Origin of the sequence: Maribacter sp. Asnod2-G09, assembly GCF_045063795.1 — a bacterium.
Classification (GTDB): domain Bacteria; phylum Bacteroidota; class Bacteroidia; order Flavobacteriales; family Flavobacteriaceae; genus Maribacter.
In genome coordinates this window covers 925,835-946,951 of record NZ_JBEFOA010000005.1, presented here as the reverse complement: position 1 = coordinate 946,951, position 21,117 = coordinate 925,835, and the positions used below count along the sequence as shown (strand labels likewise).

Annotated in this window: 22 protein-coding genes; 17 read left to right on the top strand and 5 right to left on the bottom strand. The window is 34.9% G+C overall.

Annotated features, from left to right (window positions below; all coding sequences use genetic code 11):
- The 16 genes from atpH to ACJJVT_RS16050 all read left to right on the top strand — a co-directional run bounded on the left by atpH (window position 1) and on the right by ACJJVT_RS16050 (window position 15,098).
- Window positions 1-540, top strand: coding sequence for an ATP synthase F1 subunit delta (gene atpH, locus ACJJVT_RS16125; protein ID WP_405400067.1), 540 nt, complete (start codon window positions 1-3; stop codon window positions 538-540).
- A gap of 18 nt (window positions 541-558) precedes the next feature.
- The gene (locus tag ACJJVT_RS16120; protein ID WP_405400065.1) at window positions 559-2,478 is read left to right on the top strand and encodes a hypothetical protein; all 1,920 of its coding nucleotides are present in this window, start codon (window positions 559-561) and stop codon (window positions 2,476-2,478) included.
- 11 nt (window positions 2,479-2,489) lie between these two features.
- Window positions 2,490-4,070 carry a F0F1 ATP synthase subunit alpha gene (gene atpA / locus ACJJVT_RS16115; RefSeq protein ID WP_405400063.1) on the top strand — a complete coding sequence of 527 codons (1,581 nt, stop codon included), beginning with the start codon at window positions 2,490-2,492 and terminating at the stop codon, window positions 4,068-4,070.
- A gap of 81 nt (window positions 4,071-4,151) precedes the next feature.
- On the top strand, window positions 4,152-5,012 hold the full coding sequence (gene atpG / locus ACJJVT_RS16110) for an ATP synthase F1 subunit gamma (protein ID WP_405400061.1): 861 nt from the start codon (window positions 4,152-4,154) through the stop codon (window positions 5,010-5,012).
- 142 nt (window positions 5,013-5,154) lie between these two features.
- Window positions 5,155-6,375 carry a TCR/Tet family MFS transporter gene (locus ACJJVT_RS16105; RefSeq protein ID WP_405400059.1) on the top strand — a complete coding sequence of 407 codons (1,221 nt, stop codon included), beginning with the start codon at window positions 5,155-5,157 and terminating at the stop codon, window positions 6,373-6,375.
- Window positions 6,376-6,449: 74 nt separating this feature from the next.
- On the top strand, window positions 6,450-7,292 hold the full coding sequence (locus tag ACJJVT_RS16100; RefSeq protein WP_405400058.1) for an alpha/beta fold hydrolase: 843 nt from the start codon (window positions 6,450-6,452) through the stop codon (window positions 7,290-7,292).
- Complete coding sequence (locus ACJJVT_RS16095) at window positions 7,292-7,786, top strand: RNA polymerase sigma factor (RefSeq protein ID WP_405400056.1); 495 nt, start codon at window positions 7,292-7,294, stop codon at window positions 7,784-7,786. The genes ACJJVT_RS16100 and ACJJVT_RS16095 overlap by 1 nt, the downstream gene beginning before the upstream one ends.
- Window positions 7,779-8,339, top strand: a complete 561-nt coding sequence (locus tag ACJJVT_RS16090; RefSeq protein WP_405400054.1) for a hypothetical protein — start codon at window positions 7,779-7,781, stop codon at window positions 8,337-8,339. The genes ACJJVT_RS16095 and ACJJVT_RS16090 overlap by 8 nt, the downstream gene beginning before the upstream one ends.
- Window positions 8,340-8,420: 81 nt before the next feature.
- Window positions 8,421-8,861, top strand: a complete 441-nt coding sequence (locus tag ACJJVT_RS16085; RefSeq protein WP_405400053.1) for a hypothetical protein — start codon at window positions 8,421-8,423, stop codon at window positions 8,859-8,861.
- 51 nt (window positions 8,862-8,912) lie between these two features.
- Window positions 8,913-10,373 (top strand): lipopolysaccharide biosynthesis protein, encoded by a 1,461-nt coding sequence (locus ACJJVT_RS16080; protein WP_405400051.1) that lies wholly within the window; start codon window positions 8,913-8,915, stop codon window positions 10,371-10,373.
- Window positions 10,370-10,804, top strand: a complete 435-nt coding sequence (dut, locus tag ACJJVT_RS16075; protein WP_405400050.1) for a dUTP diphosphatase — start codon at window positions 10,370-10,372, stop codon at window positions 10,802-10,804. The genes ACJJVT_RS16080 and dut overlap by 4 nt, the downstream gene beginning before the upstream one ends.
- 15 nt (window positions 10,805-10,819) lie before the next feature.
- On the top strand, window positions 10,820-11,761 hold the full coding sequence (locus ACJJVT_RS16070; protein ID WP_405400049.1) for a tetratricopeptide repeat protein: 942 nt from the start codon (window positions 10,820-10,822) through the stop codon (window positions 11,759-11,761).
- A complete protein-coding gene (locus tag ACJJVT_RS16065; RefSeq protein WP_405400048.1) occupies window positions 11,762-12,547 on the top strand; it encodes a DUF4292 domain-containing protein in 786 nt (261 codons plus the stop codon).
- A 4-nt stretch (window positions 12,548-12,551) separates the two neighbouring features.
- Window positions 12,552-13,775: a murein hydrolase activator EnvC family protein gene (locus ACJJVT_RS16060; protein WP_405400047.1), complete on the top strand. Its 1,224-nt coding sequence runs from the start codon at window positions 12,552-12,554 to the stop codon at window positions 13,773-13,775.
- A gap of 11 nt (window positions 13,776-13,786) precedes the next feature.
- A complete protein-coding gene (locus ACJJVT_RS16055) occupies window positions 13,787-14,632 on the top strand; it encodes an aldo/keto reductase (RefSeq protein ID WP_405400046.1) in 846 nt (281 codons plus the stop codon).
- 151 nt (window positions 14,633-14,783) lie between these two features.
- Entirely contained in the window at window positions 14,784-15,098 is a 315-nt protein-coding gene (locus ACJJVT_RS16050) for a hypothetical protein (protein WP_405400045.1), read from the top strand.
- A gap of 95 nt (window positions 15,099-15,193) precedes the next feature.
- Here the strand turns inward: ACJJVT_RS16050 and ACJJVT_RS16045 are convergent, their stop codons facing one another.
- The 4 genes from ACJJVT_RS16045 to ACJJVT_RS16030 all read right to left on the bottom strand — a co-directional run bounded on the left by ACJJVT_RS16045 (window position 15,194) and on the right by ACJJVT_RS16030 (window position 18,731).
- On the bottom strand, window positions 15,194-16,117 hold the full coding sequence (locus ACJJVT_RS16045; protein ID WP_405400043.1) for a hypothetical protein: 924 nt from the start codon (window positions 16,115-16,117) through the stop codon (window positions 15,194-15,196).
- A 99-nt stretch (window positions 16,118-16,216) separates the two neighbouring features.
- Window positions 16,217-17,047 (bottom strand): prolipoprotein diacylglyceryl transferase, encoded by an 831-nt coding sequence (gene lgt / locus ACJJVT_RS16040; RefSeq protein ID WP_405400042.1) that lies wholly within the window; start codon window positions 17,045-17,047, stop codon window positions 16,217-16,219.
- Between the two features lie 145 nt (window positions 17,048-17,192).
- Window positions 17,193-17,705, bottom strand: a complete 513-nt coding sequence (locus ACJJVT_RS16035; RefSeq protein WP_405400040.1) for an acyl-CoA thioesterase — start codon at window positions 17,703-17,705, stop codon at window positions 17,193-17,195.
- A 60-nt stretch (window positions 17,706-17,765) separates the two neighbouring features.
- Entirely contained in the window at window positions 17,766-18,731 is a 966-nt protein-coding gene (locus ACJJVT_RS16030; RefSeq protein ID WP_405400038.1) for an SPOR domain-containing protein, read from the bottom strand.
- A gap of 92 nt (window positions 18,732-18,823) precedes the next feature.
- Between ACJJVT_RS16030 and dprA the strand changes: the two genes are divergently transcribed.
- Window positions 18,824-19,942, top strand: a complete 1,119-nt coding sequence (gene dprA, locus ACJJVT_RS16025) for a DNA-processing protein DprA (RefSeq protein ID WP_405400037.1) — start codon at window positions 18,824-18,826, stop codon at window positions 19,940-19,942.
- A gap of 180 nt (window positions 19,943-20,122) precedes the next feature.
- On the opposite strand, the gene trpS is transcribed toward dprA, so the two are convergent.
- Entirely contained in the window at window positions 20,123-21,091 is a 969-nt protein-coding gene (gene trpS, locus ACJJVT_RS16020; RefSeq protein WP_405400035.1) for a tryptophan--tRNA ligase, read from the bottom strand.
- Window positions 21,092-21,117 lie beyond the last annotated feature (26 nt).

Sequence of the window (21,117 nt, the reverse complement as noted above, 5' to 3'; positions counted from 1 at the left end):
ATGAGCGAATCTAGAGCTGCATTACGTTACGCAAAGGCAATATTGGATATGGCCAAGGATAATAAAGCCTTGGATGCTGTTGAGAAAGATATGCGTTCAATCACCACTACTATTTCAGGTAGTAAAGAACTTAGAGATGTATTGGCTAGTCCGGTTGTTTCTGGTGCTATGAAAAAGAGTGCATTACTTGAAATTTTCAAGGACAGTCATTCTATTACAGAAGGTGCTATTAATATGTTGGTAGACAACAAACGTTTAGGAATGCTAAACGAAGTAGCCTTAAAATACATTATCATCAATGAGCAATTAAAGGGTAAAGATGTAGCATATGTTACGACTGCTGTACCTTTAGATGCTACAATGGAGAAGAAAATATTAAAGAAAGTTGCTGCACTTACCGGTAATGAAGTTACCATTGAAAGTAAGGTTGACGAAAGTATAATTGGAGGTTTCATCTTAAGAGTTGGAGATTTACAGTATGATGCTAGCGTAAGCAACAAGCTTAATAATTTAAAAAGAGAATTTTCAAATAGTCTATAACTTCCTTAATATTCAATTATGAGTTTAAAACATTCTTTTTCGGTACTTTTTCTGACTATTTGTTCTGTTGTTTTTAGTCAACAAAAAAAAGTTAAGATTAAAGTAAGTAAAGACAAAATAGTTGTAAATAAAGTAGATGTTGCTAAAATAGTTGAGGTAGATGAAGATAAAATGTTATATGCAATAGAAGACTTATCTGGAAAGAAAATTTTAGATATTAAAGTAAATAACTCTGGAGCTGGTATAGATTTGAACCGAAATAATTGGATGACCGTAACATCATCAGAGTTTAAAACGGTTAATATTGTAGATTATAACATGGTTGGGATGTCAACGGATCCTATGAATACTATTGGGTTGTCATTGGGTAGAAATTTTGACTTGTTTACAGAATCTGGTGTAAACCAATCTGGTCTAGAAGATTTTTTCAAAGTCGGTAAAACCAGTCAAAATAAAGAAAAAAGGACAGGTTATGGTGGTCCAGAAATAGATAGCTATGGTGAAGGTTTTGATGGTAAAGTTAAAATTAAGAATGATATAGTTACCTTAGGTAAGAGTGAAGTTGCCAAATTGGTAGAAAAAGATAGTTTGTTCACCTATACTTCTTTTGATGGCTCTAAATCTTTAAATGTTATTTTTCATGATTATATTATATATGGAGAAAAAGAAAATAATAGATTTAGATGGTTAGAACTTTCGGATAACAAAGGAAACAGCGCTGACGTTAGAATGGAGTTCACATTAAATTTTGCTAATAATTCAAAACAAATTACTGTTCTTTTAGCAAAAGCATATAATTTGATAACGACAGATGGACTTGCCAATTTAGATTCTTTTTTTGCTATTAATAGACCAGAGTTATCAGGTGATTACAACATGGCGAAAGCAGAAAATGATAAAATGCTTGCTGAAATGAAAGCCACGGTTGATAGAAGGAGACCACTATATAAGCTGTCAGAAACAGGAGAAATCAAAAGAGCTTCTGATGATCAGTATTTAGGTAAAATTATTCTTCCGAAGAACTTGGACATGATTGAGGAAAGCACCACAAAAATTATAGTTGGTGAACGTTTTAATAAGAAAATTTTAGAGCTAATCCCTACTGGTGGTAGAAATGAGTTTGTTGCTATTTTTTATGGAAATGATTATTATTATTTTAGGTCTGATAATACCAACATCGCTTTTGAAAAGGATCAGCAGGAAATAAGGGAAGAAATATTAAACCTAATTATAGGTAAGAATAAAGATTCGATTTTAGATCTTGGCTATGAAGAGTATAAAGCTATTAAGCTTAGTGAGGCGGTAAAAAGATATAAGGCAAGAAAACTGCTTTCTCCAAACATTTATGCAAAACAAGGTTTTGTAATAGATGATGAAGGAGAAAAATTTGAAGGCAAAATTTCTATAAATTTTGAAGAGTTGATTAATCCAGCGAAAGATGAATCAGTGGTATTCAAGAATGTTGCGGAAGTTGGTGGTAATTCAAAGTACGGAAAAGAAGTTTATGTTGCATATGTTAATGAGAAGGGAAAGGACAAGGCAAAGACTTTCAAGTCTAGTAGGGGAACACAATTTTATATAGATGAAGGTAATTCGGCTGGTAAATATGTAGGCTTTAAAACTAACGTGGACGAGTTTGAGGCGGCCATAGCGGCAGTTAGTCTTAATTTTAATTACTCATCTTACTATTATGTTTTATCAGAATCTGATAAAATTATTTTCTACAAAAAACCTTTAACCGATGCAAAAGGAATAAAAACTAAGGTACAGGATAGGGGATATAACTTTATTACCGCTAATGCGGACAGAAATTTTGAAAGATTAAAAAAGTATTTAGAAGATTGCTCAAGTTTACCTGAGTCCTTCAAAGATTTGGATTATACGAGTATTGAGGATATAAATACTTTAATAGAATATTATAATAGTTCTTGTAAATAAATAAGTAAAAAATGGCAGGAGTAAAAGCCGCTGAAGTATCAGCAATTTTAAAGAAACAATTATCAGGATTTGATGCTACCGCTACTTTAGACGAAGTAGGTACTGTATTAACTGTAGGTGATGGTATCGCAAGAATCTACGGATTAGCTAATGCTCAATACGGAGAATTAGTTGAGTTCGAAGGCGGACTTGAAGGTATCGTTTTGAACCTTGAAGAAGACAACGTTGGCGTGGTTCTTTTAGGACCTTCTAAATCAGTTGGGGAGGGTGATACCGTAAAACGTACACAACGTATTGCTTCTGTAAAAGTTGGTGAAGGTATTGTTGGTCGTGTAGTGGATACTTTAGGTAACCCTATTGATGGTAAAGGACCTATTTCTGGCGATACTTATGAGATGCCATTAGAGCGTAAAGCTCCAGGGGTAATCTATAGAGAGCCCGTAACTGAACCAATGCAATCTGGTATTAAAGCAATTGATGCGATGATCCCAGTAGGTAGAGGTCAAAGAGAACTTGTTATTGGTGACCGTCAAACTGGTAAGACTACAGTTTGTATCGATACCATTCTAAACCAAAAAGAATTTTATGATGCTGGTGAGCCTGTTTACTGTATCTATGTTGCCATAGGTCAGAAAGCATCTACTGTTGCCGGTATCGCTCAAGTATTGGAAGATAAAGGAGCAATGGCTTATACTACTATTGTAGCTGCTAATGCATCTGATCCTGCGCCAATGCAAGTATATGCACCATTTACTGGAGCATCTATTGGAGAGTACTTCCGTGATACAGGTCGTCCTGCATTAATTATATATGATGATTTATCTAAACAAGCGGTAGCTTACCGTGAGGTTTCTCTTTTGTTAAGAAGACCACCGGGACGTGAGGCTTACCCAGGTGATGTATTCTACCTACACTCTAGATTATTAGAGCGAGCAGCAAAAGTTATCAATGATGATGATATCGCAAAAGAAATGAACGATTTGCCAGAGGTATTAAAGCCAATGGTAAAAGGTGGAGGTTCTTTAACGGCTTTGCCTATTATTGAAACACAAGCAGGTGATGTTTCTGCTTATATTCCAACAAACGTAATTTCTATTACTGACGGACAGATATTCTTAGAGCAAGATTTATTCAACCAAGGTGTAAGACCAGCAATTAACGTAGGTATTTCTGTATCTCGTGTTGGTGGTAACGCTCAGATTAAATCAATGAAAAAAGTTGCAGGTACATTGAAATTGGATCAAGCACAATTCCGTGAATTGGAAGCGTTCGCTAAATTCGGTTCAGATTTAGATGCAGCTACGTTGAACGTTATTGAAAAAGGACGTAGAAACGTTGAAATATTAAAGCAAGCACAGAACGATCCATTTACTGTTGAAGATCAGGTTGCAATTATCTATGCAGGTTCTAAGAACTTGTTAAGAGATGTTCCTGTAGAGAAAGTAAAAGAATTCGAACGTGATTACTTAGAGTTTTTGAACGCTAAGCACAGAGGTGTTCTTGATACATTGAAGTCAGGTAAGTTAACCGATGAGGTTACCGATACATTGACTTCTGTTTGTAAAGAGCTTTCTGCGAAATATAAGAACTAAAAAAGTACTGAGTACTGAGTATGAAGTACAAAGTGTTATAATTACTTAATACTTTGTACTTTATACTAAATACCGAATAAAATGGCAAATTTAAAGGAGATACGTAATAGGATTTCATCGGTTTCTTCAACGATGCAGATTACCAGTGCTATGAAAATGGTATCTGCTGCAAAATTGAAAAAGGCGCAAGATGCTATTACGGCAATGAGACCTTATGCAGATAAATTAACTGAGCTACTACAGAACTTAAGTGCTAGTTTAGAAGGTGATTCTGGTAGTGTTTATGCCGATAATAGAGTTGTGAATAAGGTTTTAATTGTTTCCGTTACTTCTAACAGAGGTCTTTGTGGAGCTTTTAATACCAATATTTTAAAGCAATCGGTTAATCTTGCAGATAATGTTTATGCTGGTAAATCGGTAGATTTTGTTGCTGTCGGTAAAAAAGCAAATGATTTTTTAGGAAAACGTTTCAATGTAATCGCAAATCATAGCGAAGTATATGACGATTTAACCTTTGATAATGTTGCGGAGATAGCAGAAAGCTTAATGACCCTTTTTACAGAAGGTACTTATGATCGTATTGAAGTCGTATATAACAAGTTCAAAAATGCAGCTACTCAAATTGTAATGACCGAGCAGTTTTTACCAATTGTACCATTAGAAATTGAAGAAACGGCAAGTGCAGATTATACTTTTGAGCCTTCGAAATTAGAGATCATTGAACAATTGATTCCTAAATCTTTAAAAACACAATTGTATAAAGGTATTAGAGATTCATTCGCTAGTGAGCACGGTGCTCGTATGACTGCCATGCACAAAGCAACCGATAACGCAACAGAAATGCGTGATCAATTGAAATTAACATACAACAAAGCAAGACAAGCAGCTATTACTAACGAGATTTTAGAAATCGTTGGTGGTGCAGAAGCATTAAATAACTAATACTTCTATTGTATTAAGTGACTAACATAAGTGATGTCATATAAAGCTTGAAAATATATAGTGTTGAAAACCCCACCTAAAAGTGGGGTTTTTGCTTTTATAGGTTTAAGATTACTTTTTTTACCCGACTTTTGTCTTGACCATGAAATCTAAAAAAACCGCCTTACTCTTTATTTTCATCACCATCTTAGTTGATGTTATTGGTATCGGTATCATTCTTCCTATTATTCCAGATTTGATTATGGAGTTAACGGGAGAGGGTAATCACATGGCTATTATTTACGGAATGTGGCTGACTACTGCTTTTGCGGGTATGCAGTTTTTGTTCTCACCGGTGTTAGGCGAAATATCTGATCGATTTGGTAGACGCCCTATATTACTTTTGGCACTTTTAGGTTTAAGTATCGATTATTTGATTCATGCTTGGGCACCAACAATCACCTGGTTATTTCTAGGTCGTTTTTTAGCAGGAATTACAGGTGCTAGTTTCACCGTTGCCTCTGCCTATATCGCAGATGTAAGTACCAAAGAAAATAAGGCAAAGAATTTCGGATTGATAGGTGCGGCATTCGGAATCGGATTTATAATCGGTCCGGGTATTGGCGGATTTTTCGGAGAGATTAATATTCGACTTCCATTTTACATTGCGGCAGGCTTAACATTTGCCAATTTCCTTTTTGGGTATTTCTTTGTTCCTGAATCTTTGACTCCAGAGAATAGAAGGCAAATCAATTTTTCAAAAATGATTCCCGGGGTTTCTTTATTCGCCTTACGAAACTATAAAGGCATCTTATTATTGATATCTGCTTTCTTTTTAGCGAATCTTGCTGGTCAGGCATTGCCATCAACATGGTCGTATTACGGTATTGAGCGATATGATTGGAATCCGAAGCAAATAGGATTGTCGTTAATGGTGGTCGGTCTATTTGTGGCTATTGTACAAGGGTATCTAGTAGGTAAAATTGTAACGAAATTTGGAAAGCGTAAAGTCATCATATTCGGATTTCTACTTTGGACAGTTGGGATGTTTCTTTTTTCATTCGCAAAAGAACCTTGGATGCTGTATGCATTCTTAATACCGTATGCATTAGGTGGTATTGCTGGTCCTACGGTGCAAGGTGTAATTTCTAATCAAGTTTCTGAAAAGGAACAGGGTATTTTGCAAGGATCCATTACCGGTCTGGTTAGTATTACTGCCATACTCGGTCAATTAATCTTTGCTCCTGTATTTTACTATTTTATACGACCAGAGGCGTCAATTTACTTTCCTGGCGCACCGTATGCTTTAGCGGCAGTATTTCTCTTAGCGGCTTTTATTTTAGCATCTACAGCCATGAAAAGGATGGATTTAGAGTTGGAATAATTTTTTTTTCAATTTAAGACGTAACATTTTTTAATTTTTGAATCTAAAGGGTGAACAAAACAAAAACTCTTACGATGAAAACAATTAAATTTTTATTATTCGGATTACTAATTCTGACTTCATTTTCAATAACTGCGCAAGACAAAACTTTTGAAGTTGAAGTTACTGGTGAAGGAGAACCAATACTTTTATTTTCTGGCTTTACGTGTACCGGTGATGTTTGGGAAGCTACAGTTGCAGAGCTTTCAAAAGATTACGAATGTCATGTATTTACGTTTGCCGGCTTCGGTGATGTACCTGCTATTGAAAAACCATGGTTACCCAAAATTAAAGAAGGAGTCGTTAACTATATTTCTGAAAAAGAATTAGACAACGCTGTTTTAGTTGGTCATAGCTTAGGTGGGGCATTGGCATTGTGGATGGCAGTAGATGGCAATTCATATAAAGAACTAATCATTGTCGATGCTTTACCTTCAACAGGTGCTTTAATGATGCCAGATTATAAAAGTGAATACATGGTGTATGATTCTCCATATAACAAACAACTATTAGCTATGCACGATACCGATTTTGAAGCAATGGCAGAACAAATGGCGAATAGTATGACTAAAGAACAATCAAATCAAGAAAGAATAAAAGATTGGATGATCCAGGCAGATAGAGAAACCTATGTCTATGGTTATACCGATTTATTAAAGTTAGATTTACGCGAAGATTTGGCTAAGATCAATGCACCGGTTACCATACTTGCCGCTACAGAACCTTATGGCTTAGAAATGGCGAAATCTACTTATGACCTACAATATAAAGCGCTTACCAAATACACCATTGAATTTGCTAATGGGTCATCTCACTTTATCATGTATGACCAACCACAATGGTTTATCGAGAATCTTAAAAATGCGTTGAACAACTAATGGGGTCTAAAGAAATTACATATCAAAAGATCTATAAGGAAAACTACCCCAAGGTTATGCGATTGTGCATGGGGTATACGGTAGGTAACGAGTCTGTTGCCAAAGATTTAGCTCAAGAAACTTTTATTAAGGTTTGGCAGAATTTAGACGGATTTAGAAATGAAAGCGGACTCTCAACTTGGATCTACCGAATTTGTGTAAATACATGCTTGGCAGAAATAAGACGAGAACGTAAAAAGGATAAAAATTTGCAAATTGATAATCTTCAGATAAGCGATTCTGTTGATAACACAACAGAAAAAGAAGATATGTTGGTTCAGCTTTACAAATGCATCAATAAATTAACTAGTACCAATAAGGCTATAATATTATTGGAACTAGAGGGATTACCGCAGCTAGAGATTTCAGAGATAATGGGAATCAAGCATGAAGCCATCCGTACTAGAATACATAGAATAAAACAACAACTTACAAAATGTGTCCATAATGAATAATTTTGAAGATTTACAGAAAAAATGGCAGAACCAAACTACAGTTTCTGCCACCGAAGACGGATTTCAAGCGCTTTTAAAAAGTGTAAAATCCATAGAACAAAAACAACGAACAGGTAACGTAGTTTTGACCATCACGATTATCATTTTGGTTGCGTTTCTACTTTATGTTTCCGGTTATAAAAGCACTACGTTTTTACTAGGTATAGGTTTAATGATTGGTAGTTTAGCGGTTAGAATAGCTATTGAATTGTATAGTTTAAAGAGGTTAAGAACTATTAATTTCAGCAAAGAATCAAATACTTTTCGTAGCGATTTAACCAGTTACTATAGTTTTAGAAAATATACACATTACGTAGTTACACCTTTGGCTGTTGGAATTTATACCGTTGGGTTTATAATTTTATTGCCCTTATTTAAGGCTACTTTATCAAACGGATTTTATATCTATATTCTATGCTCATCAGTAGTATTTTTAGTGGTCTTCTCTGTGTTTTTATACAAACAAGCAAAGAGTGAACTCTTAAAATTGAAACAATTACAATTAGAGGACTAAGCCATTAATTTGCGATAGCCATGTTAAATGACTTATTAAACCCATATTACTTATTATCTTTATAAGAATAATATGGGTCTAATGAAATACGTACTTAGTTGCTTTTTAATTTTTTGTCTTTGTTTAACCAGTTGTACCTCGCAGAAAAAACTACAAGTAGAAACTCCGTTTGAGATTGGTAATGCTACATGTCAGCAGTATGCTGGCGGTCGAGAAGAAAGTGGCTCTGGTACCGAATTACGTATTCCGGTTTCACTATTTGAAAATTCTGATGTTGAATTAAATGAAGTTTATTTTCGTGGTAAGCAGGTAAAAGCACTTGTAAATACTGTAGATAACCAAAAGATGATTGTGGTTAGAATACCTAACAACAATCCTGAATCATCTGAAACATTAGATTTAAAATTAAATACAGATGAAGCTGTTGTAAGTTATAATGAAAATGGAGAAATGAAATATGCTAAGGTAAAGGGCATAAAACAAAAACAACCATTAATTTATAAGGGGGCACCCAAAAACTAACTTTGTAACTAGGCTTTTAATAGGTACTTTTATCGCCTGAATGTATAGTGCTTGAATCCACTCAAAAAACTTTTTAAACAAACTGCAATCTATGGCTTGGCAACTGTCTTGCCAAGGATGCTTAATGTTATATTGGTTCCTATTTATACCGGTGTAATGAAGCCAGGTTCATATGGTGAAGTCGTTGTGATTTTTGCCTATTTTGCTATTTTCAATGTCTTCTTAGCGTATGGTATGGAGACTGCCTTTTTTAGATTCTATAAGGATACAGAAAATAGAAAAAGAGTGGTTTCGACATCATTGTTGTCCATTTTGGGGTCAACTTTACTATTTATGCTCATTGGGTTTCTGTTTAAATCTTCGTTATCAGATGTTCTCGAAATATCAAATGAGTATATAGGCTATGTCTTTTGGATATTAGCTTTAGATGCTTTAGTTATAATTCCGTTTGCTTGGTTAAGGGCAAATGAAAGACCTATGCGTTATGCCATAGTAAAATTGATTAACGTTGTCTTGAACTTAGGGTTGAATTCCTTTTTCTTAATTTTTCTACCCAAAATTGCAGCTACAGATAGTTCAGGTTTCTTAGGTTCTATTTACAAACCAGATTTTGAGATTTCATACATCTTAATTTCTAACTTGGTTTCAAGTGCTGTCACATTAGTTTTAATGTTAAGGGTTTATCTACGACGACCATATGTTTTTGATATGGATATTTGGAAGAAAATGATAAAGTATGCCATGCCGGTAATGATAGCGGGTATTGCATTTACCGTAAATGAAGTATTGGATAAAATTTTACTGGAGAAGATATTACCTATAGAAATCGCTAGTGATGAAGTGGGTAAGTATGGGGCTTGTGTAAAATTAGCCGTATTTATGACGCTATTTGCCACTGCATTTAGAATGGGAATTGAACCCTTCTTTTTTAGTCATTCAGATACAAAAAATCCACAGAAAGCATATGCTCAGATAACCAATTACTTTGTAGTATTAGGGAGTATCATATTGTTGGCAGTAGTCGTTTTTTCTGATGTGTTAAAGGTTCTTTTTGTGCGTGATGAAGCGTATTGGGAAGCGATGCCCGTAGTGCCATTAATTTTATTAGCGGCTTTTTTCTTAGGTATTTATCACAACCTTTCTGTTTGGTATAAGGTGACCGATCGCACAAAATTCGGAGCTTATATTTCTATGATCGGCGCGGTTTTGACTATAATCGTAAACTTAATTTTCATTCCTTATTTTGGGTATATGGCATCTGCCGTGGCAACTTTATTGGCTTACGGCACCATGATGTTGCTTTCGTTTTATTTCGGGCGTATGTATTATCCTATCCCTTATAACTTCAGAAAAATTATCTTTTATTTAGGAATATCTATATTGTTTTCTATTCTTTCATTTTACATATTTGATAGAAACCTCTTTGTGGGTATACCGCTATTATTGTTGTTCTTAGGCTTGGTATATAAATTGGAGTTTCAGAATCTTAAAAAATTATATTTAAATAGATGAACATAAAAATAATTAATAAGTCGAATCACGACTTACCGCATTACGAAACAAACGCATCTGCAGGTATGGATCTAAGAGCGAACCTTACCGAAGCTGTTACATTACAACCTTTAGGGAGAGCCATTATACCAACTGGTCTTTTCATTGAGTTGCCTGTAGGTATTGAAGCTCAAGTAAGACCTAGAAGTGGTCTTGCTGCTAAAAAAGGAGTAACCGTACTTAATGCTCCTGGCACAATTGATGCTGATTATAGAGGTGAAGTCGGAGTGATACTGATAAACCTTGGTAGTGAAGATTTTGTAGTTGAAAACGGAGAGCGAATTGCACAAATGGTCATTGCCAAGCATGAACGTGCCGATTGGCATCTTGTCGATAGCCTGTCTGAAACCGCAAGAGGTGAAGGCGGATTTGGTAGTACAGGTGTAAAGTAGATTTATATACTAAAGATGAAGAAATTGATTTTTTTGGGTTTGCTTGTTGGTGTTTTTGTTACACCGAGAGTGACCTATGCGCAAGAAAATCAAGAATTAGAGGTAGAGCAAAGTGCTGAAGTTTTTCTAGAGGAATACTCAGATACTTTTCAAGAGAATTTTTTCGAAGGACTAAAGCAAATGGGCATACGAAATTATGACCGTGCCATTACCTACTTTTTAGAATGTAAACGTCTACAACCACAAAATACCGTTGTTACTTTTGAACTTGCCAAGTTTCATTTGTACGATAAACAATTTATACTCGCTCAAGAGTATGCATTAGAAGCATTGAACGGAGAACCAGAAAACTATTGGTACGCAGAAACTTTGGTTAATGTCGTTGATGCTAGAAAATCTGTACTAGAAGATGTGAAAGCAGAATTACCTTGGAGTAATGTTGAGCTAAGGGGTAATTTGGCAGAAATCTATTTTTTAAATGAAGATTACCTTACTGCAAAGTCTGTTTTAAAAGGAATTAAAACGTCTAAAAAACAAAAGTATTTAGAGCAGAAAATTAATGACTCGATTGCGAAACAAGAAATCATACCAGTAGCTGTAGCAGATGTAAAGAGAACGGAGTCTTCTGAAGATCTAAATAGTGTAGCAGGTTATAAATCTAAGATTGAGGGTATGCTAAGTTCAGCTTCTGACAATGATGTTTTACTTGAAACGACCGAAGAGGCAATGGAGCGTTTTCCTTCTCAACCGTATTTCTATTATGCCAACGGAGCCGCTTTAAATAAAGCGCTGAAACATAAAGATGCTATAGATATTCTAGAGACTGCTTTAGATTACATTATTGATGATGCAACCTTAGAAAATGCTGTTTATAAAGAATTGGCGAATGCATATACCGCGACCAATAATACGTCTAAAGCAAATATGTACCTTAGTAAAATTAAATCGGGATTTTAAATGACGAAGTTTTTGAATATGATGAAGATTAAATATGCTTTACTAATGGTTGCTATAATTTTTATGGCATCTTGTAAAAGTACAAAGGTGATTTCTGGTGGTACGGTAGACGCTAAATTATCATCTAAATCAGTGATAAAAGCCCATTACCAAAATGAAGCCGGTTTTAAAACATTGGCAGGTAGGGTAAAAATTAATTATTCAGATGGAGAATCTTCTCAAGGTGTTTCCGTCAGCCTACGAATGGAAAAAGATAAAGCCATTTGGATGAGTGCTCCATTAGGGATTGTTAAAGCTTATATTACTCCGGATCGAGTATCGTTTTACAACAAATTACAAAACGAATATTTTGATGGCGACTTTTCATATTTAAGTGATTTATTGGGTACCGAGGTAGACTTTTCTATTCTACAAAATTTACTGACCGGTCAGGCAATTGTAAATTTAAGAGATGAGAAGTATGATATTGGTATATCTGAAGACGCCTACAGACTTACTCCGAAGCAACAGGGCACTTTGTATAAAACCTTGTTTCAAATAGAGCCTAAGAATTTTAAAATGGCTTTGCAGCAGTTATCCCAACCTGCGGACAAACGTTTGTTAGAAATTACGTATAAAAATTATCAAAGTATAGATAAAGAGGTTTTGCCTAATGAGATTATGGTAAAGGCTATAAGTAAGGATAAGATGAATACGATTGACCTGGAGTTTAAAAATTTAGAATTGAACGGAAAAGTTAACTTTCCATATTCAATACCAAAAGGGTTTAATGAAATAGAGTTGTAAGCAGATGTTGTTCAAATTTAAATATGGTTTTTTTCTATTAGTGCTGTTCACTACGGTATCCGCCTTTGCGCAAACTAGTGAGCAAAAAGCCCTAGAGGAAAAACGCGAGCAGCTGCAAACTGAAATACGCGATATCAACCGATTACTTTTTGCTGAGAAAAAGGAGAAAGGGAATGTTCTGGATCAGATGGAGGCGTTGGATAAAAAGATTACCGTACGCCAACAATTAATTCGAGTTACCAATCAACAATCAAACTTGTTGAACAGGCAGATCAACACCAACATCAGAAATATTGGTAAGCTAAAGACAGAGCTGCAAGAGGTAAAGGACGAGTATGCTAAAATGATTCAGAAGTCATATCAGAACAAATCAAAACAAAATAGATTAATGTTCTTGTTGTCTTCAGAAAGCTTCTTTCAGGCCTTTAAAAGACTTCAGTATATGAAGCAATATACAGACTATAGAAAAGAGCAGGGAGCGCAGATATTGACTAAAACTGAAGAGCTTTCACGTTTAAATGCAGATTTGAATGAAGAGCGTAAAGTAAAAGAGGTATTACTGGCTCAAAACAAAAAAGCGAAAAATCAATTATTTGCTGAAATACAGACTCAAAAAGCATTATTAGGTACAATTCGTAAAAATGAGAGTAAGTATACCAGCGCTATAGATAAGAAGAAGAAAGAATCTAGAAAAATAGATCAGCAAATTGAAAAACTGATCAGAAGTGCTATTGCAGCTTCCAATAAAAAAACAGGAAGTACTACCAAAAATTCAAGTAAGTTCGTGTTAACTCCAGAGGCTACCGTCATTGCAAATAACTTTTCCGCAAATAAAGGTAAATTGATTTGGCCTGTTGAAAAAGGAATTAAAAGTCAAGGTTTCGGAGTTTATGCCGATCCGGTTTATCCAGGGATCAAGCACCAAAGTAACGGAGTTATCATTGCTACTGATGAGGGCTCAAAAGCTCGTGCAATTTTTGAAGGGGAAGTCATCGCTATTTTGGCTGTACCAGGCGGTAATAAAGGGGTACAAATTAAACATGGTAACTTTATTAGTACATACTACAACCTTTCTGAACTGTACGTGAAAAAAGGAGATAAAGTAACTAGTAAAGAAGAACTTGGTGTGGTGTACACCAATAAGAACAATGGTCAAACCCGATTAAAATTCTACTTATACCAAGATACCTCTCGTCTTAATCCAGAAGATTGGGTGTATCGTCTTTAAAATTTACTCTTATGAAAAACGGACCTATTATTACAGATATTAAAGGAAGTTTTGAATTACGTAATGGGGTTAAGATGCCTTATTTAGGTTTAGGAACTTATCAATCAGATAATGATGAAGAAGTTGTTGAAGCGGTTAAGAGCGCACTTCAATTTGGGTATCGTCATATCGACACCGCTGCGGCTTATAAAAATGAAGTAGGTGTAGGTAAAGGTATACGTGAAAGCGGAATAGATAGAAGTGAAATATTTTTAGTTACCAAAGTTTGGAATGCCGACCAAGGGTACGAAGAGACATTAAAAGCTTTTGATGCGAGTTTAGAACGTTTAGGTGTTGACTACCTAGATTTATATTTAATTCATTGGCCGGTTGGAGGTAAATACAAAGAAACTTGGAAAGCTTTAGAGCATTTGTACGCTCAAAAGAAGATTAGAGCAATCGGAGTAAGTAATTTTTTGAAACATCATTTAGAAGATGTTATGAACGATTGTACCGTTGTACCTATGGTGAACCAAATGGAGTTTCACCCGCATTTGGTACAACAAGACTTAATCGATTTTTGTGCCGATAACGGAATTCAATACGAGTCTTGGTCTCCGTTTATGCAGGGTAAGGTTTTTGAATTGGATATTTGTACAGATTTAGCCAAAAAGTACAACAAGAGCGTGGCACAGATTATTCTGCGTTATAATCTTCAAAAAGGTATTGTTGCAATTCCGAAATCCGTACATGCAAAACGAATTGCATCTAATGCCGATATTTTTGATTTTGAGCTATCTGATGCCGATATTGCCTTTTTAGACGGATTGGAAACAGGAGAACGTATTGGACCCGATCCCGATAACTTCAATTTTTAGTAGGCAATATTATCAATACTATTTTTCTGTTATTTAAATAATATGATATCTTTAATTCTGAGTTATCATATTGATATTCATAGTATTATGTAGGTGTGGGTTGACGAATTTTTCCGAATTTTACTGTATTAATTAGTAAAAGGGAACTATTATGAACAGCACAATCACTTTAAATTCAGAGTCTACTCAAAATCAAATAGAGAAGAATACTACTAAACCATCAAGTTTTAATTTGAACTGGTCTCTTAAACCAATAGTGGTATATGTTGCGTTCTTAGCTACATGTTTGGCTTTGGCCTACGGCGGACTAATTGCCTATTCCATCACCTTTTTCATACTTGGGAGCATTGGTTTAGCTGCTCTTTATATTTGGAATATTGTAAACACTAGTGAAATGGACCTTTCTTTTAAAGTAGATTTAGAGCAGTCGGAGTTAGAAAAAGATTTGTACCGAGAGGCTATTTAGTAAGAAGGGTTGCTGATGTAGTTTGATATAGGCTAAGTTGATTTGTTTGGCTTTTTATCAAATTTAAAATAACAGGTATAATCTGAACTGAATCTTCATTCATTTATCCATTCAATCAATTCTACTCTATCAATAATAGACCAACTATGCGGATGCCTCTCTCCGTTAGCTCGATATCCTTTATTCTGTGTTGGTATGTATTTTACTTTGTTAAATCCTGCTTCTTTTAAGTCTTCAGAAAGGCTTTTGATGTAATAACTGTTCAATTGGTCATAATCTGCCATTCTGTTCTTTTTCCACCAAAGTGTATCTGGTTCAGTATAAAGTCGAATTTTAGTTTTTTTCAAGCCTTTTAGATTGTCAATATTTTTAGTTTCAGAAGTATAAGCTGCGTATTGTTGATATTTTAAAATATTGTCATTTGGAGTTCCTAATTTACTTTCCAAATTTTCAATTATCCAATTACTTTCTGTAACTGATACTTTTGAAAACTTTCGTTTTAGATTCTTTTTTGAGCTTTTGTAAAGAGCAGCCAAGTCTATAGGTGAGTCTACAATAAAAACACCCTTAGGTTTAAGTTTAAAGTTTTTATTTTCATTTAAGAATGAACTAATCAATAAAGAAACGTTTCCTCCGCTTGAATATCCACCAATATAAACATCATTTGAAGGGAGGTTGTTTTGTATTAATATGCTTTTTAGTTGCTTTGCCAGTGCAATCTTTTCATTTTCTTCAAGCCACAGTTTTTGATTGTAGTTCATGAAAATAACTGCAAGGTTACTCTCTTTCGCATATTTAAGTATTTTGAATTCTTTTTTAGTGTTTTCTGCTTTATGAGGAAATCCTGGAAAAAGAATTAAAACCTTTTTTGCATTTTCAGTGGGTTTAATTAGCTCGTATTCTTGATTAATTATTTCTTCAAATTCAGTTTTTACGAGAGTTTCTTGCTTTGTTTTATTTGGATTTTTGCAAGAAAATAAAGTGATAAGAGCCAAAATGATTACAACGTATTTTTTCATGAATTTCAATGTTTACTACGTTTGGCGGATTTTAGTTCTTAATAATTAATAAATTTAAAATGAACAGCTTTCTACAAATGCACTTAAGATTAATTTTTTTTAAGAATAAAAACTTTTTGACTTTTTGCTGTAGAATGTAATTGCAATCCCCAAAAGAATAAGTGGAATACTCAAAATTTGTCCCATATTTAAAGTAAAAGAATCTTCAAATTCAACTTGATTCTCTTTAACAAATTCAATCATAAATCGTCCTACAAACATTAAAATAAAAAGAACACCGACCATAAGCCCATTTTGTCTTTTAATTTTTTTGGATTTGTAGATAAACAAAAGAACACAAAAAATCAGTAAATAGGATGCAGCCTCATAAAGTTGTGTTGGGTGCCTTGGAATGAGGTCATCTCTTTCGAAAACTACTCCCCAATCACCATTTGTAGGTTTTCCATAAACTTCGGAATTCATAAAATTTCCTATCCTAATACATACAGCAGTAATAGAGGTTCCAAGTGCAATTCTGTCCATTATCCATAGTACATTTGTTTTACTTTTTTTGGCATATAATAGTATTGCTGTAACTATTCCTACTAATCCGCCGTGGCTTGCAAGTCCTTGAAAACCTATAAATTCAAATGACTCTCCAACTTTTCTAATTGGTAAGAGTATTTCAAGTGGATTTTGAAGGTAGTAGTGTGGCTCATAGAAAAAGCAATGTCCCAGTCGCGCTCCTAGAAATGCACCGGCAATTATATACATTGTCAGTTGTTCCAAATTTTCTAATGGTATATTCTCTTTTCGATAAATTTGCTTGACAATTAAATAGCAAAGAGCACAACCCAAAGCCCATGAGAGGCTATAGTATCTAATAGGGAAAGTGTTGAATATAGTAAAGATTTCGGGGTCAACATTCCAGTTTATTATCCCGTCTTTCATTATAATTTTGTTTCTATAAGTTTATACGAGAGATTCGGCTTTGCAGGATTCAATCTCAAGTGAAAGTTTCGATGAGTTAATGATCGAATTTAAACTTTCTTTGTCAATTACAACAAACGAAATTATAAAAATAAGATAAGGTTATTTACTTCGTAAACAAAGCTTTAAGTTCTGTTGCATTGTCAGGCGTCATTTTACCCGCCAATACTAAACTTAATTGTTTTCTACGAAGTGCACCTTCAAAACGGGTAATCTCTAGGGGAGTTTCTGGCGTTAATTCAGGTACTTCAGTTGGCGTGCCTGTTTCATCAACAGCTACAAAGGTATAAATAGCTTCATTTGCCTTAGTACTCTTGCCACTGTAGCGGTCTTCTATCCAAACATCTATGTAGACCTCCATTGAGGTGTTATAGGCTCTAGAAACGGCTGCTTCGACAGTAACAACACTACCAAGTGGTATTGCCAAGTTGAAAGCTACATGGTTTACAGAAGCGGTAACAGTAATTCTACGGCTATGTCTACCGGCAGCAATACTAGCTGCACGATCCATACGTGCCAATAATTCGCCGCCAAATAAATTTTGAAGTGCGTTGGTCTCACTTGGGAGAACCAAATCGGTCATTGTTGTACGTGATGCTGTAGGAGTCTTTGCTTCCATTAATTAGAAATTTTCCGCAAAGATACGGGCATCATGGGTACTAATAAAATGTGTGTAGGTTTATTTTTCGGTTAATAACCAAGCATCTTTTGACTGCGTACTTTTAATTTCACGCAATGCTTTTAAAGCATCGTTTGCATTGGTATAACTATCAAAAGTTACCATGTGAAGTCCGTAAGCATTCGTGCCATAATAACCAGCATTAAATCCGTTTGCCTTAAGCTGTTCGATTTTTCTATCAGCATTACCTCTAACTCTAAAAGCACCTGCAACTATAAAGTGCGTAGCCTCATCTTTGTTGATAGCTGGTTTTGAAGTTGTAGTAGCTTCAACGGTAACCGTTGGTAATTCTAATGGAGATAGGTCGAAGAAGGTAGCTTCTTGTATTTGTTTGTTTACAAACTCTTCAGCATCTTGTCTTGCAACTTGCTCGTTTGTATTTTTTTGTTGGTATGCACGATAACCGGTTACGCCTGTAGAAAATGCTAGCATTAGAATAGCAGCATATTTTAAATAAGGTCTAAAACGGCTAGTTTCTCTACGTTCAGGACTTATAACGAACGGTATTTTTTCTTCAAGTTCTACAATCTCTTCTTTTAATACCTCTCTAGTTACAGGTATAGAGTTGAAATTCGAAAGTCCGAATGAAGAGGTTAAATAGTTTGTTTCATTTGCAGGTTGAAACAATATTTTATCTTCATGGTTTCTAGCTAAAGAACCTATATTTTTAAGGTGTAAAGAAGTTTCTTGTATTAAAACTTCTTGCCAAGTTTTCACTTGCTTTTCAATTTCAACCAATGCTGTTTCATATGAAACCTTCTCTGCATTTGATACATAAGAAACCAAAAGCCCATCATTTGAGATCAGCTGTCTATTGAAAACAATAGATTTATTTGGTGCGCTAAACGTATTGGTAACCACGTTTATTTTGGCAGAATTTTTTTGGGTAAGGAATGCTCCAAATCCAGGAACAACAACACAGTTGTACCTATAAAGTAAATCGCTTATATAGTGTTCTAAAACCATCGGATCACAAATATGAAGAAAATAATGAGGTATAAAAACACCTTCGGTAACTTTTTATTAACATATTTTTTTCGCTTATTTGTGAACAAGAAATGAAAACTACACAACATACTGCTGATGAACTTGTTGCAATACTTCGGTTACAACATGTTCCGAATATTGGAGATATCCTTGCGAAGAAATTAATTTCACATTGTGGTAGTCCTTCCGCAATTTTCGAAGATAAAAAGCAAAATCTTCTAAAAATCGATGGTATCGGTACCCATACAATTAAACATTTATTCGACTTAGAACATTTAGAAGCTGCCGAGTCAGAATATAATTATGTACTCAAAAACGATATTAGTTGTACCTATTTTTTAGATGAAGATTATCCTAAATATTTAAAGCATTGTATTGACGGACCTATTCTTTTATTTCAGAAAGGAAATATCGATTTGCAGAATCGTAAATTGATTAGCGTTGTCGGTACCCGTAATATTACGAGTTACGGAATGGCTTTTTGCGAACAGTTTATTGAGGAAGTTGCTCCGTTAGATCCGGTCATTATTAGTGGGTTTGCATACGGAGTAGATATTTGCATTCAGAGGGAAGCCGTAAAACATGGGCTGCAAACCGTAGGATGTTTGGCTCACGGCTTAAATCAAATCTACCCAAAGGTTCATGCTAAGTATCAAGCCGATGTTTTAAAGAATGGCGGATTCTACACCGAATTCTGGAGTACCAGTAGCCCCGAACGAGAAAATTTTCTAAAACGTAACCGAATTATTGCCGGTGTAAGTGAGGCTACGGTAGTAGTTGAATCTGCCGAAAAAGGCGGAAGTCTGGTAACCGCTGATATTGCCAATAGTTATAATAGAGATGTTTTTGCCGCGCCAGGTCGAACAACAGATAAATATAGTTTGGGCTGTAATAATCTAATTAAGCAGCAAAAAGCACATGTAATGACTTCAGCTGCAGATTTAATTTATCTGCTAGATTGGGATATAGCTGAAAAACAGAATAAGACCATTCAGAGACAGCTTTTTATTGAGCTAGATGAGGTCGAACAAAATATTTACACCTACCTACAGAATAATGGGAAGCAAATTTTAGATAGTATCGCCTTAGATTGTAAGCTGCCTATTTATAGAACGTCTTCGACCTTGTTGACTATGGAAATGAAAGGTGTAATCAGACCTTTACCAGGAAAATTGTTTGAGGCAATTTGATATTTTACAAACCACACGGTTTGTTTTTTGAATATTCAAAGTGTAGCATGAACTAATTGATCACTTTGTCGATATTATGCCATTCTAAATCGAGAAACTTGCAGCTGACTCGGTGGTAATTGAAACAAAAAACCGACCTATTGGTCGGTTTTTAATATTTGTAGTTTTCTGGATTATTAATTAATATCCCAACTTTTCACGAACTCTTTCTAATACGCCATCAGCTACTTTTCTTGCTTTTTCTGCTCCCAATGCAAGTGCGTCGTCAATTTCATTTAGGTGGTTCATGTAGTATTCAAACTTCTCACGAGGTTCTTCAAACTTATTTACAATCACTTCGTAAAGTGCTTGTTTTGCATGACCGTAGCCATAATTTCCGGCTAGGTAGTTGGCGCTCATTTCTTCAATTTGAGGCTGGCTAGCTAGTAGTTTGTATAGCCCGAATATATTATCGTTCGTAGGATCTTTCGGATCTTCCATTGGTGTACTATCTGTTTGTATTCCCATTATTTGTTTACGTAATTTTTTATCCGTCTGAAAAAGACTAATTAAATTACCCTTGCTCTTACTCATTTTTGCACCATCGGTACCTGGTATGTACATAGTTTCTTCTTGCACCTTTCCGTCAGGTATAACAAAAGTTTCACCTAATTGTGCATGAAAACGAGAAGCGACATCTCTGGTCATTTCTATATGTTGCATTTGGTCTTTACCAACAGGTACAATATCTGCATCATATAATAGAATGTCTGCAGCCATTAACATAGGGTAAGTGAAGAGTCCGGCATTTACATCATCCAACCTATCTGCCTTATCTTTAAAAGAATGAGCAAGTGTTAAACGCTGATACGGAAAAAAACAGCTTAGGTACCAAGATAGCTCTGTAGTTTGTGGTACATCGCTCTGTCTATAAAAAACGGTATTTTCAAAATCCAGGCCAAAGGCAAGCCAAGTTGCAGCAACAGCATAGGTGTTATGACGTAATTCTGCACCATTTTTGATCTGTGTCAATGAATGCATGTCTGCAATAAATAGGAAAGATTCGTTAGAAGGATCATTTGCCATATCTATTGCAGGCTTGATCGCGCCTAGAATATTTCCTAAATGTGGTGTTCCTGTACTTTGAATACCTGTTAAAATTCTTGCCATTATCTTAATTTGTATAAAAGCAAAGG